Source organism: Stenotrophomonas sp. STEN023 (genome assembly GCF_056760135.1).
In genome coordinates this window covers 18462-31569 of record NZ_JBRREF010000007.1, presented here as the reverse complement: position 1 = coordinate 31569, position 13108 = coordinate 18462, and the positions used below count along the sequence as shown (strand labels likewise).

Sequence of the window (13108 nt, the reverse complement as noted above, 5' to 3'; positions counted from 1 at the left end):
ACAGGACGGTGATTCTACCTGATCCCCCGCCCAGCCCCCGTCATCAGCCGGTTGCGGCGGCAACCGTCGGGAAGCGCCCCTGGCGCAGGAAGCCGGCGGTCAGCGTGGCCACCTCCGGCGACAGCACCAGCCCGCTGTGGCTGACCGGCACCACGCAATGGTCGGCCAGGCCCGGCAGACGCGTCTCGGCCAGGCCTACAGTGCCATCGGATTCACCTTCCAGCGCACCCATCATCGCGCCCAGCCCATGCGCGACAGAACCGGCAATCAGCCCAACCTCGGCCTGTCCCTGCCAGTCGGGCAAGCCATGCAGCAGCAGGTCACCGCTACGCCCCAAGGCCGCCAACCAGCCATGTTCGGCCATCGAACGGGCGGTGCCACTGCCTCGCAGCGGCGAACCCAGACAGACCACGCGCGGTACCTCCAGCCCCGGCGCCTGCCGCAATGCCTCCAACGCGACCAGACCACCCAGGCTGTGCCCGACCAAGGATACCGGGCCGTGCGCGCGCAGCCGCTGCACCAGCTGTGGCACTGCCTGCTCCGGACCGCCGAACACGCTGGCATAACCAAACGTATCCACCACAAAGCCCTGCGTGCGCAGGCGCCATGCCAGCGGCAGCAGCCAGGAGCGGGTGTTCCAGATACCGTGCAGTATCAAAACACGGGGACGCGGAGAATTCTGCAATGCCATGCGTGCAGTTTCCGCCATCCGCCTTGCCCGCCACAACGGGCGGCGACAACGCCTTTAGTCGAAGTTGTAATCCAGCTGCAGGGCCAACTGCCGCCCCATCGCGCTGTAGACCTCGTCGTAGTAATACGGGAACTCGTCATTGCTGCCGTCACGCGGTGGCGCTGAATCGAACAGGTTGCTGATGAACACGGTCACCGTCGCGCGCTCGCTCACACGCTTGCCCAGGTTGGCATTCCACAACCATAGCGGGGCGATCCAGCCCTGGCCATCGACCCGCGCCAAGCGTCCATAACGGGTGCCGGCAAGGTTCGCCGACCATCCCTGGCTTCCCTGCCAGCCAAGACTGGTGCGGAGGTTGCTGCGAAATGCCAGATTCTCGCCCATGGCCCACTGAGCATCGCGCCACTGGTCATGCAAGGTACCCGGCGAACGGACTCGCCGCTCGCCCCAGAAGGTATGCGACCAGGCCGTGTGCAGATTGAAACTTCCGAAGCGGGTGATGCGGCGCCAATCGAGCACCGCATCGACCCCCCGGATGCGTTGCTCGGACTGATTGGCCGCCATCGATTCGACCATCAGAATCCGGCCAGTGCCCGTCGCGTCGCTGCGCTGCACCCGTGCTCGCGCCATACGGCACTGCCAACCCCGCAGATCCACCTCCGCGGGGCTACCGTCCAGGCGCCGACCGGTGACACACTCGGCCTCATCGCGCAGAAGTTGCGCCGGCGAAATCCGGCCGATACCACCCTTGTTGCTTATGTCCCAGTAATCCACGCTCATCGACAGCGCTTCACCCGCGTCCCACACCAGGCCGGCCGTGGTGGAGCTACCGGTCTCCGCACCCAGCTCCGGATTCCGGTATGTCCAGGTCAGGAACTCAGTGACATAGTTGTCACAGCGAGGATTGGCACCAGCATTGATGCAACGGGTGGCATCCACCGCCGAACCGAAACTGCCGCCACCATCGCTGAAAACCCAATGCATGTCGGGGGCCTTGAAGCTGGTGGCATGGCTGGCGCGCAGCAGCAACCGCGAGCTGGGCCGCCACTCCAAACCAGCATTCCAGGTGCGGGCAATATCGAGCTCGGTTGCATCGTCATAGTCGTCCAGCCGACCAGCCAGGCTGAGCTTGAGCGTGGAGGCCAGCGGAACGCTCAACTCGGCGCCCGCTGCGTAACGATCACGCCGGCCACCACCAACGCTGCCGGTCATGTTGTACACCTCCATCCGCAGCGGTAGCAGCGATGGGGTGTTCTGCAACTGGTAGCGCTGGCGACTAGCCTCCAACACCACCGCCATACCGAGCGGACCTGCAGGCAGATCAAAAAGACTGCCGGAAACCACGTAGGAGGCGCTATCCACCCATGTCTGCGCGTCGTAATGCACGATGCCCGACATGGACGCATATTCCTGCGATGTTATTGGCCGATACCAGTGCTGCAGGTCCAGCGGCTGGATGATGATGCCGTCAGCGGTCATACCCAGCGGTGCGCCGAAGAAAAAAGCGTTGACCTGGTCACCCAGCAGGCGGCGCTGGTCGCGCTGCACCAGGTAGTCCGAGCGGCCCGTGGTCAGACTCCAATCCAAGCGCCCGCCATACTGCCCGCGCAGGCCCAACGCCAGATCCCACATCCGCTCGCGGTAATGATCATTGGCGGTACTGAGCCCACCGACTTCCTGCGGCGTCAGCAGCCGCCGCGGCGCGATGTATCCCAATTGCGGATCATAAATCTCATTCACCCTGCCCGCCGTGCGCGAGTGCGGCCCGGTGATTGTTTCCAGCCCGGGTGCCAACTCGCTGCGTGCCTGCCATACCTGCAGCGTCGCCCATGCCTGCGTGCTCGGCGACAGATTCCACTCCGCCTGCAGCTGACCAGATAGCTCCTGTACACCATCTGCCAAAGAGGGATAGCCTGCGTTACGCCATGTGCCGCAGCCAGCGCCCTGCATACCGTCTGACGGCAGTGCGCTGCGGTAGCCCCAATCAACAAACTCGCCGTTCCAGCGCCGGCACACATCCGCTGGCATCGGCAGCAGCGCACCGTTTCCCGCACCACCGCGCAGCAGGCCAAGACCCAACTCGGGCTGTGTCTGCGCAGCGCCCAGACGCGGTCGCTGCAGGTCACGCTGTGACCCCTGCAACAGCTCCCGGTGCGAATACTGCAGACCGTAACTCACCCCCCACGCATCGGCACCATGCCCGCCCGACCATTGCAGGTCCACCCGATCAGCACCGCCTTGCGTACTTGTACCCGTGCGCAGTTTTACCTGCGAGCCACTGCGCGGTCGCTTCAACAGGATATTGATCACCCCGCCGATTGCATCAGCACCATAGATGGCCGACGCGCCCCCAATCATCAGCTCAACCCGGTCCACGCTCCCCAGCGGAATACTGCCCAGGCTTTGGAAATTGCTGCGCCCATTGGACGGAAACGGATAATCCGGCACACGCCGGCCGTCGACGAGGATCAGCACCCGGCCAGGGCCAAGCCCGCGCTGATTCAGCGGCTGCGCGTTGGCGGAAAAGCGCCCCTGCGCAGCTTGCGACTCTGTGCCGTAGTCAATCATGCCATTGGTGGCCAAGGCTTCGGACAGGGTCATGTATCCATCGCGCTGCATCTGCTCGGCAGTGATGACAGTGACAGGTGCTGCACCTTCGAATTCACTGCGGCGTATGCGCGAGCCGGTGACGTGCAGTGATGGCAACGAGCTTTCCACAACAGGCATCACATGTGCTCGTGTGGGGGCCGGCACTACGACAGGCAATGGCTGCGTCACTTCGACAATGGTGATGACGCCGCTGCCGGTCAGCCGGTAGCTCAGGCCACTGCCTGCCAGCAGCTGCTGCAGGGCCTGGGCGACACTGTAGCGTCCACTCAAGGCCGGCGCGGTCTTGCCGCGCAGCATCTGCGGCGCCATCAAGATCTGCAGACCGGAATCCGCAGCCATCCTGGCCAGCGCCTGCTGCAGCGGCTGCCGTGGCTGCTCATAGCCGCGCGTCGCGGCACTGTCCCGTGCCCAGCCCGGAACAGCCAGCGCTACAAGCAACAGCAACAGCCACGACCGGAACGCCCCGCCGTACCTGGTCCGCTGTTTGTATCTGCCTGCGCTGGCGATCATCCCTTCTCCAGTGACATTCCGGCTGACACCACGCCCTCAACCCCCTGTACAGACGCAGCGCCGGCGAAATCCCTCATCTGGCAGAATCACTGGCACTGCCTCAAGCTGCGCGTGTCGCCTCAGACTGTCAACGCCTGCCAATGACCGCAGCCCTGCCGCCCGTTCAGCCACCACCCGACAACCTTCGGGACGCTGGCGCCATGGCGCAACAGTACCGCCCACGCTTGATGCGCTACTTCAGGAACCACCTGGGCACGGTTGAGGATGCGGAAGATCTCACCCAGGAAACCCTGGTACGGATGATGCGCGATCCGCAGGCCAACAAAGTCAACAACGTCGAAGCGTATTTGATGACGATAGCCGGCAACCTGCTGCGCGATCGTTTTCGTCGCGACCGTACCCGCCACGTTGGCCAGCATGTACCCATCGATGAGACCGCAGAGGGCTGGCCAACCGAAACGGTAAGCGGTGAGCGCGTCTATCAGGACCGCGAACGCCTGCAGACCTTCCTCAGGGTTCTCGACGACCTGCCACCGCGCTGCCAGCAGGTATTCCTGCTGCATCGCTACGAAGGCCTGACTTACGGCGCGATAGCCAGCCAGCTGGGCATCAGCGTCAGTGCGGTCGAAAAACAAATGATGCGTGCCCTGCTCCACTTCGGCACGCGGCTGGAGCAACCATGAAAGAAACCAAGCTGGAAGTCGTTGAAGACGCTGATCCGGTCCGCACCCAGGCCGCGACATGGTTCGCACGCCAGCACGCTGATGATCTGAGCGAGCAGGAACAGGCTGAGCACCAGGCATGGCTGGATGGCGACCCTGCGCATCGGCTCGCCTATGAACGAATCGAGCGCATGTGGTCGACGCTAGCCGACTTCTCATCCGCACCGGAGATCAACCAGCGCCTGGCTTCAGTTCCCGTACTCGCCGAACACCCCAAGCCGCAATCGCAGCATCGGCCGCGACGCCTGCGATGGTTGGCCGCGTGCGCAGCAGCAATCACTGCCGTGGTCATCGGCTGGCGGCTGCTGGCGCCAGCAGCGGTGAGCGAACAGCGCTACGCCAGCGCGGTCGGCGAGCAACGCAGCATCACCCTAGCCGATGGCACTGAAGTCGAGCTTGATACCGACACCACGCTGCGTGTGCGCTACAGCGACCAGCAACGCCGCATCCGCCTCGACCAGGGCCGTGCATTCTTCAAGGTCGCACATGACAGCGCACGCCCACTGACTGTGGATACCGCGCAGGGCAGCGTTCGCGCGGTCGGCACCCAGTTCGAGGTGTATCGCCTCGACAATGGCCTGGATGTAACCCTGTTCGAAGGCAAGGTACAGCTCCGTGCTGCCGCAGCTGACGACAACGCCGCGGCTGTAGCCACGCTCAGTCCGGGGCAACGCGCGCACATGGCCACCGGCATGGCGCCACAAGTACAAGACTTCCAAGGTGGCAACGCGCCAGCCTGGATGAACGGCCAGCTGGTATTTGAAGACCTGCCCTTGCGCACCGCTGTCGAAGAATTCAACCGCTATGGTGGCAGCCCGCTGCGGATCCGCGATGCAGCACTGGGGGAACTGCGCGTTTCCGGCGTGTTCCGCAGCAATGACAGCGCCGGTTTCGTCGAGGCACTGGCTGCGCTGCACAAGGTCTCGGCGCATACCAACGCGGCTGGCGAGACCGAGCTCAGCCGCTGATCAACGCGCGCCCGGCCATCGCCGTGGCGCGGGTCAGCAGCTCATAGCTGCTCGCGCAGGGCCTGCCTGATCCGCTCGCGCTCCAGCATCTGCAACCGCAACAAAGCCTTGAGCCGTTGGTTCTCCACCTGCAGCCGCCGCAGGTGGCTTGCATGAGGTGCGCGCAGACCAGCGCAGATGCGCCGCAACAGCACGTGCGATGCCTCACTGATGCCATGCTTCCTGCACAGCTCCTGCAGGGTTTGGCCGGCATCCAGCTCGCGCAGGAAGCCGATCACCTGAGCCTCGTCAAAATGCTTTCTCATGTTTGCTTCGCCTTGCCGGCAACTGCTTGCAACGCCAGTCTCGCCGTCCGTACCCACGCCCTTGCATTCCGCACCCTGGCCGCAGCAACAAGGCTCAGCTATCAGGTCCGTTGTTCAGGAGGCCGCGCGCGCTTGCACACGCAAACCAGCCCCTTTCCTGTGTAGACGCAGCGGCCAAGCATGGCCACAGCGATGCAGCGCACACTTTGATGCATGCAAGGAGGGTTACAAGTACAGGCACACAACTGTAGTGCCGAGCCATGCTCGGCAAGACACTTGCGCTGCAATGCGACAGCTCAACAGCGACCAGCTGTCAATCAACCAGCAAGCCGCCGCAGAATGAACTCATTGTCACGCACCGTGCCGACCGGGAACTCATAGGCGCCAACCTTCTCGAAGCCATGCCGCGCATAGAAACGCTGCGCGCCAAAATTCTCAGACCACACGCCAATCCACAGCGTACGCCCCGGTGCCTGCAGCCACTGCAGGGCCGCGTCGAACAATAATCCACCACGACCGCCGCCTTGGTACTGGCTCAGCACGTACAGGCGTTTCAGCTCGCCGTCGGTCGCGCTGGCATCCGCGTGCGGTAAACCGCAGGGACCGGCAAACGCGAAGCCAACGACCTCGCCTGCCACTTCCAGCAGCCATGCCGCGTAATCACCGGATTGCAGCTGTTGCCGCTGCAGTTCGGGCGGATAGGCCGTGGCCAGGTAGTCGGCCAGGTCCTGCGGCGGATACAGATGGCCGAACGTCTCCACGAAGGTACGTTCGGCCAGCGTGCACAGCACGCCAGCATCATCGGGCGTCGCGCGACGGATGCTGGCGTCAGCGGACAAGGCTCAGGCCTTGTCGGCGCGCGGACGCACCTGCACGTGCACTTCGGCCAGCTGCGCGTCGGCGATCGGCGACGGCGCGTCGGTCATCAGGCACTGTGCGCCGGTGGTCTTCGGGAACGGAATCACGTCGCGGATGGACTCGGTACCGGCCATCAGCGCGGCGATACGATCGATACCGAAGGCGATACCACCGTGCGGCGGTGCGCCGAAGTTCAGTGCGTCCAGCAGGAAGCCGAACTTGGCGCGCGCCTCTTCGGCACCGATGCCGAGCAGCTCGAACACCGCGCTCTGCATTTCCGGGCGATGGATACGGATCGAACCACCGCCAATCTCGTTGCCGTTGAGGACCATGTCATAACCACGCGAAACCGCAGTCTTGGCATGCGCGCGCAGCTCGGCCACATCGTCCACCGCCGGCGCGGTGAAGGGGTGATGCAGGGCGACATAGCGCTGCTCTTCCTCGTCCCACTCGAACATCGGGAAGTCGGTGACCCACAGCGGTGCCCAGCCGTCGGCGACCAGACCGAAGTCCTTGCCGGCCTTCAGGCGCAGCGCGCCCATGAAGTCGGAGACCTTGTTGTAGCCGCCGGCACCGAAGAACACGATGTCGCCATTGCCGGCACCGACCTGCTTGAGCAGGGCAGCGAAGGCGTCTTCGGCGAAGAACTTCTGGATCGGCGAGCTGATCTCACCGTTCTCGGCGATCTTGATGTAAGCCAGACCCTTGGCGCCGTACTTGGCGGCATGGGCGGCGTACTCGTCGATCTGCTTGCGGCTGAGGCTGGCACCACCCGGGATGCGCAGCGCAGCCACGCGGCCGTCGGCGTCATTGGCAGCAGCGGTGAACACCGGGAACTCGCTGGTCTTGACCAGCTCGGCCACGTCCACCAGTTCCAGCGCGATGCGCAGGTCCGGCTTGTCCGAACCGTAGCGACGCATCGCCTCGGCCCAGGTCATGCGCGGGAAGCTGGCGTCGAGATCGACGTCGACCACTTCCTTGAAGATCGAGCGGATCATGTCCTCGACGAAGTCCTGCACGTCGCGCTCGCGCACGAAGGCGAACTCCATGTCCAGCTGGGTGAATTCCAACTGGCGGTCTGCACGCAGGGCCTCGTCACGGAAGCAGCGGGCGATCTGGTAGTAGCGGTCGAAGCCGGCCACCATCAGGATCTGCTTGAACAGCTGCGGGCTCTGCGGCAGGGCGTAGAACTCGCCCGGGTGCATGCGTGCCGGCACCAGGAAGTCGCGTGCGCCTTCCGGCGTGGCCTTGGTCAGGATCGGGGTTTCGATGTCCTGGAAGTTGCGCGCGTCCAGATGGCGGCGCAGCGCCTGCACCAGCTTGATGCGGGTGCGCTGCATGCGCTGCATTTCCGGGCGACGCAGGTCCAGGTAACGGTACTTCAGGCGGGTTTCCTCGCCCGGGTTCTCGTGCGCGTGGAAGGGCAGCGGCGCAGCCTTGTTGAGGATGCTGATGCGGGTGGCGATCACTTCCACCTTGCCGCTGCGGATCTTGTCGTTGATCGCATGACGCGCGCGCACCACGCCTTCGACCTGCAACACGTCCTCGTAACCGAGGCTGGCGGCGACGGCGAACACTTCGGCGTTGTCCGGCTCAACGGTGACCTGGACGATGCCTTCGTGGTCGCGCAGATCGATGAAGCAGACGCCGCCGAGGTTACGGGCAACGTCGGTCCAGCCGGCGAGGGTCACGGTTTGGCCGATCAGGGTCTCGTCGACCAGGCCGCAGAAATGGGTACGCATGGAAAGCTCCGCAGGGGGCCCGGCACGAAACGGTGCCGGGTAGCCCCGTATTTTGGCGCTCAGCGGGTGCAGGAGCAAATCCGGCGATCAGTCACGCGGCCTTAAGTGGCCCTGCGCCTATAGTTCGGCCACTCAACCTGAACAGGGAAGCCGCCATGAACCGTCCTCTTCTGCTCGCTGGCCTGGCTGCCCTGCTGGGGCTGGCCATGAGCCCGTCCCCTGCTTCGGCCCAATCCGGCTTCCCGGGCGGCCAGAGCGGCACCATCCGCTGCGACAGCAACGGCAGCCGCCAGCAGGTCTGTAATACCGGCTGGCGCAGCGCGGTACTGGTCCGCCAGGTTTCCGATACGCGCTGCGTCGAAGGCCGAAACTGGGGCAGCAACAACGGCAGCGTCTGGGTCAACGGCGGTTGCCGCGCCGAGTTTGCCGAGGGCCGCGGCGGCGGTGGCTGGGGCGGCGGCCCGGGTAACAACAACGGCAACCGCACCATCCGCTGCGACAGCAACAGCAACCGCCAACAGGTCTGCAATACCGGCTGGCGCAGCGCGGTACTGGTGCGCCAGGTCTCCGATACCCGCTGCACGGAAGGCCGCAACTGGGGCAGCAACAACGGCAGCGTCTGGGTCAGCGGCGGCTGCCGTGCCGAGTTTGCCGAAGGCCGAGGCGGTGGTGGTGGCTGGGGTGGCGGCCCGGGCAACGGTAATGGCAACCAGACCATCCGCTGCGACAGCAACAGCAACCGGCATGTGGTCTGCAACACCGGCTGGCGCAGCGCGGTGCTGGTAAGGCAGATCTCCGATACGCGCTGCACCGAAGGCCGCAACTGGGGCAGCAGCAACGGTACGGTCTGGGTCAACGGTGGTTGCCGCGGCGAGTTCGCCGAAGGTCGCGGCGGTGGCGGTGGCGGCTGGGGTGGTGGCTGGGGTGGCAACAATTACTTCGTGGACTGCCACAGCAACAGCAATCGCTTGAACACCTGCGCATGGGACCGTCGCCAGGGGCGACCGGTCATCGTCCAACAGACCTCCGACACGCGCTGTGTGGAAGGCCGCAACTGGGGCTACAACGGCAACAGCATCTGGGTGAACGGCGGTTGCCGCGCCCGCTTCAGCGGGCGCTGATACCTGCACCACCGTGACATGCAAAGGGCGCCCGACCAGGCGCCCTTCGCGTTTGCATGCTCAGGCGCCTTCCGCGCCGGCGTCGTCACCCCATGGCGGCGGCGGAAGCGTGATCGGCTTGCCCAGGTCGAACTCGACCTGGAACAGACGCCCGTCCGGCCGCGACAGCTCATAGAGAAAGCGTTTGCCCGGCTCTATCTCCATCGCCCAGCTGTTCTTGTTCGATGCGGTCATCGCCTGCGCGGTGAACATCGCCACCGACTCCGCATCGACCGGGAACTGCTGGCGCTTGGCACTGCCTGCGGCTGCGGTATCGCCGCCATACATGGTCACCGCATCCGGACTGCCGTCGGCATGGCGATGATCATGTTTCAGCCGCACGCCGGCGGCGCTACGGGTCAATACCCATGTGCGTGAGCGATCCTCACCCACATGGAACGGCACCCGCAGCTCCTGTGTGGGCGCATCGCAACCGCGCACATGCATCACCAGCTGCTTGCCGTCGAACGGGTCCGGCGTGGCCGAAGCCGGCGTATTGGTGATCACGCGCCCGGCAAACGCCTGTCCGCAATGACTGGCGACCGCGGCCATGAACTGGTCCGCTGGCTCGGCGGCGAGCGCTGTGGTCGGGACAGACTGGAATGCGGCGGCCAGCAGCATCCAAGGCAAAACTTGAAGAGGTTTCTTGGTCATGCCCCGACCCTAGCCGCTGCGACCGGTGCCGGCAAGCCCGTCAGCTGGACTCCGCAGCCGGCGCCAAGGCAAGCATGCCGATCATTGCTTCGGCATAGCGACAGTTTGGGCGCCAGCGACCGCGCCACAGTCCGCCCCTGCCAGCAGCACCTGCGCCCGCTGACGCAGGCGGTTACCCGGCAGCAGCTGTTGCTGCACTGCCGGCATCGCCTTGCGCAGCGCCGCCCGGGCCTGATCGCACTGACCTGCTGCCGCCAGCGCATCGGCATAGGCAATGCGTTGCCGGGCAGTCTCCACCGAATCTTCGCCAACCCCGCTTGCGTACACGCCGACCAGTTCCTGCAGCGTCTGCGCCGCTGCCGCGTCATCGCCGGCCCTGCGTTGGCGCTGCGCCAGCACCGCAAGATAGCGGCGCTGGACGCGGATGTCGTTGTCCTGCAGGTGTTGCTTGATGGTCGCCAAGGCCTGATCGGCAGCAGCCAGATCACCCTGGGCAACCTGCAGCTGCGCCCAGGTTGCTTCCGCCAGTTGGCGTCGCCAATACCCGGGCGCAACCTGCCCGGCCCAACCGGCGCGGGCATGTGCGATCAATGGCTGCGCCTGCTGCAGATCGCCTTCTTCAATCAACAAGCGGGCCAGGTTGGCCTCCACCACCCATACCTGCGATGCGTCATTGCCCAGCGCCGCACGCCGGATCTGCAGGCTGCTCTCGAACAACGCGCGGGCAGCCGCGGCGTCACCACGTACCTGCTCCAGCCCGGCCAGGTTGTTCTGGGTAACCGCGGCATCCATGGTCTGCGCCTCGCCTAGGCGCGTGTATTGATCCAGGGCCTTGCGGTACTCAAGCACCGCCTCGGCGTAGTTGCCCAGATCCTGCTGCAGGCCACCACGTTCGTTGTAAATCACTGCGACATTGCTGTTGGCCGCGCCAAACAGATGCAGCGCCAGTTCCAGCACCTCATCACTTGCGGCCAGCGCCTCCTGGTAGCGGCCCTGCGCAGCGATGGCGCGCATCAGCGCGAACTGCCCGCTCCACCATTCAGAAGTCCGCGTACCCCACGGCCGACGTAGTTCCCCGGCCTGCCGCGACATCTGCTCGGCCAGCACGTAGTCGCCCTTCTCGATGTACATCAGCGCCTTGTTCTGGGTAACGGTGGCTACGCGCAACGGCCCGCTGTGCAGGGTCAGATGGATGGCCAGTGCCTGATCGTAGGCCTGTGCCGCTTCATCGAAGCGCCGCTGCGCATTCAACGCCAGACCCAGCGAGTTGTACGCCTGCGCCTGCCGCACCAGCGGAGGCTGTGGCGACTGCAAGGCCAATGACTGGCGGGCGAACTGTTCGGATTCCTTGCCGCGCTGTGCATTGGCCAACAAGGTCGACAGCTCATTGAGCGACACCGCAGTGATGTCGCGACTGCCTGCACCTGCTGCCTGCAGTACCGGAATCGATGCAAGGTACAAGGCTTCGGCGGAGCTGGTTTCGCCAACATTCTGGAAGGCCTGCGCCAATACCGACTGCAGCCGCGCCTTGACCAACGACGAGCTCCACCGCTGCTGATCGATACGTGCGCGACTGGCCTCCAGCACCTCGCGCGCGGTGACCTCGTTGCTGCCGCGCAGCTCGCCCTTGCGCGGGTTGGCTGCGTCGAACGCAGACACCAGGAAATCACTGACTTCCTGGGCGACCCGTGCTTCCTGCTGGGCCTGCGCACGGGCCTGTTCCAGCCGCCAGACGAACCATGCAGCCAGCAGCAACATCGCCAGCAACATGCCAGCGCCCTTCCAGTTACGCTGCAACCAGCGGCCTCCGCGGTACAGGCGCCCACCGTTGCGTGCCTGCACCGGCCGATGCTGCAGATGGTTCCGCAGGTCGCCCGCCATCGCCTCCACCGAGGGATAGCGCTGCTCCGGCACCAGCGCACCGGCGCGCACCACGATCGCATCGATATCGCCACGCAAGGCGCGCCGCCATGAGCAATCGGCGCCAGCGCGCAGGCTTGGCGCGGCCACTGCCTTGCCAGCCTCGGCACTACCGCGGCGTCCGCCCTTGCCTGCCAGCAGTTCCCCGAGCACGGCAGCCAGACCGAACACATCACTGGACACCCCGCTTACCTGCCCTGCCTGCAGCTCCGGTGCGGCATAGGCCGGGGTGAAGAACTGCGCCGCCGCTTCGCTGCTCGCGTCATCCAGCAGCCGCGACACACCGAAGTCCAGCAGCACCGGCTCGCCATCCTCGCGCACCAGGATATTGGAGGGCTTCAGGTCGCAATGCAGTACCAGTTTTGCATGCGCAGCCTGCACCGCATTGCAGACCTTCAGGAACAACTGCAGGCGTTGCCGAAGATCGAGTTTCCGGTGCGTGCAATACACATCCAGCGGCTCACCACGCACGTACTCCATTACCAGATACGGATGCCCTGCCGGCGTGGTTCCGCCATCGTACAGGCGCGCGATATTCGGGTGCAGCAGGCTGGCGAGGATGCGCCGTTCGGCCGCCAGCCGCTCGGCAACGCGTGCGCCGGGCCGACCCTGCAGGAACTTGATCGCCACTTCCTGCGCATACAGCCCATCAGCGCGCTCGGCGCGGAACACGATGCCCATGCCTCCACTGGCCAGGCGCTCACACAGCCGCCACGGGCCGATCACATCGCCAATGTTCAATTCCGTTGGCACGGCAGCGGCAAAGAGCTGTTCCATCGGCTCACGCGCATGGCCCAGATCGGAGGTCTGCGACTCCAGCAATTCCAGCGTCTCGGCAATAACCTGCGGATCGGCACTGAGTCGTGCCAGCTCGGTCCGCCATTGCCACGGTTCAAGCTCGCACACCGCATCAAACAGCTCGCGTACCTGCTGCCAGTTTTCCCGATCCACGCCTATCCCCTTTGCCG

At 65.0% G+C, this 13108-nt stretch carries 10 protein-coding genes; 3 read left to right on the top strand and 7 right to left on the bottom strand.

What is annotated here, in order from left to right; all coding sequences use genetic code 11:
- Positions 1-43 precede the first annotated feature (43 nt).
- Positions 44-691 carry an esterase/lipase family protein gene (locus ACVOLV_RS03130; protein WP_481553100.1) on the bottom strand — a complete coding sequence of 216 codons (648 nt, stop codon included), beginning with the start codon at positions 689-691 and terminating at the stop codon, positions 44-46.
- A 54-nt stretch (positions 692-745) separates the two neighbouring features.
- Positions 746-3811 carry a TonB-dependent receptor domain-containing protein gene (locus ACVOLV_RS03125; protein ID WP_481553099.1) on the bottom strand — a complete coding sequence of 1022 codons (3066 nt, stop codon included), beginning with the start codon at positions 3809-3811 and terminating at the stop codon, positions 746-748.
- A gap of 200 nt (positions 3812-4011) precedes the next feature.
- On the opposite strand from ACVOLV_RS03125, the gene ACVOLV_RS03120 reads away from it, so the two are divergent.
- Positions 4012-4494 (top strand): RNA polymerase sigma factor, encoded by a 483-nt coding sequence (locus ACVOLV_RS03120; RefSeq protein ID WP_481553098.1) that lies wholly within the window; start codon positions 4012-4014, stop codon positions 4492-4494.
- Positions 4491-5501: a FecR family protein gene (locus ACVOLV_RS03115; protein WP_481553097.1), complete on the top strand. Its 1011-nt coding sequence runs from the start codon at positions 4491-4493 to the stop codon at positions 5499-5501. The genes ACVOLV_RS03120 and ACVOLV_RS03115 overlap by 4 nt, the downstream gene beginning before the upstream one ends.
- A 41-nt stretch (positions 5502-5542) precedes the next feature.
- Here the strand turns inward: ACVOLV_RS03115 and ACVOLV_RS03110 are convergent, their stop codons facing one another.
- From ACVOLV_RS03110 to aspS, 3 genes are all read right to left on the bottom strand, one after another.
- Positions 5543-5806, bottom strand: a complete 264-nt coding sequence (locus tag ACVOLV_RS03110) for a transposase (protein ID WP_481553096.1) — start codon at positions 5804-5806, stop codon at positions 5543-5545.
- Between the two features lie 317 nt (positions 5807-6123).
- Positions 6124-6645: an N-acetyltransferase family protein gene (locus tag ACVOLV_RS03105; protein ID WP_481553095.1), complete on the bottom strand. Its 522-nt coding sequence runs from the start codon at positions 6643-6645 to the stop codon at positions 6124-6126.
- 3 nt (positions 6646-6648) lie between these two features.
- Positions 6649-8406 (bottom strand): aspartate--tRNA ligase, encoded by a 1758-nt coding sequence (aspS, locus tag ACVOLV_RS03100; protein WP_481553094.1) that lies wholly within the window; start codon positions 8404-8406, stop codon positions 6649-6651.
- A gap of 155 nt (positions 8407-8561) precedes the next feature.
- Between aspS and ACVOLV_RS03095 the strand changes: the two genes are divergently transcribed.
- Positions 8562-9527, top strand: a complete 966-nt coding sequence (locus tag ACVOLV_RS03095; protein WP_481553093.1) for a DUF3011 domain-containing protein — start codon at positions 8562-8564, stop codon at positions 9525-9527.
- 60 nt (positions 9528-9587) lie between these two features.
- On the opposite strand, the gene ACVOLV_RS03090 is transcribed toward ACVOLV_RS03095, so the two are convergent.
- Both ACVOLV_RS03090 and ACVOLV_RS03085 read right to left on the bottom strand, forming a co-directional pair.
- Entirely contained in the window at positions 9588-10187 is a 600-nt protein-coding gene (locus tag ACVOLV_RS03090; RefSeq protein ID WP_481553166.1) for a hypothetical protein, read from the bottom strand.
- Positions 10188-10301: 114 nt separating this feature from the next.
- Positions 10302-13091 (bottom strand): protein kinase domain-containing protein, encoded by a 2790-nt coding sequence (locus ACVOLV_RS03085; RefSeq protein ID WP_481553092.1) that lies wholly within the window; start codon positions 13089-13091, stop codon positions 10302-10304.
- Between the last annotated feature and the right edge of the window lie 17 nt (positions 13092-13108).

What these genes read in the sequence shown, in the direction of transcription:
- ACVOLV_RS03130 (WP_481553100.1), bottom strand. Translation starts at nt 691, where the DNA reads ATGGCATTGCAGAATTCTCCGCGTCCCCGTGTTTTGATACTGCACGGT.
- ACVOLV_RS03125 (WP_481553099.1), bottom strand. Translation starts at nt 3,811, where the DNA reads ATGATCGCCAGCGCAGGCAGATACAAACAGCGGACCAGGTACGGCGGG.
- ACVOLV_RS03120 (WP_481553098.1), top strand. Translation starts at nt 4,012, where the DNA reads ATGGCGCAACAGTACCGCCCACGCTTGATGCGCTACTTCAGGAACCAC.
- ACVOLV_RS03115 (WP_481553097.1), top strand. Translation starts at nt 4,491, where the DNA reads ATGAAAGAAACCAAGCTGGAAGTCGTTGAAGACGCTGATCCGGTCCGC.
- ACVOLV_RS03110 (WP_481553096.1), bottom strand. Translation starts at nt 5,806, where the DNA reads ATGAGAAAGCATTTTGACGAGGCTCAGGTGATCGGCTTCCTGCGCGAG.
- aspS (WP_481553094.1), bottom strand. Translation starts at nt 8,406, where the DNA reads ATGCGTACCCATTTCTGCGGCCTGGTCGACGAGACCCTGATCGGCCAA.
- ACVOLV_RS03095 (WP_481553093.1), top strand. Translation starts at nt 8,562, where the DNA reads ATGAACCGTCCTCTTCTGCTCGCTGGCCTGGCTGCCCTGCTGGGGCTG.
- ACVOLV_RS03090 (WP_481553166.1), bottom strand. Translation starts at nt 10,187, where the DNA reads ATGCTGCTGGCCGCCGCATTCCAGTCTGTCCCGACCACAGCGCTCGCC.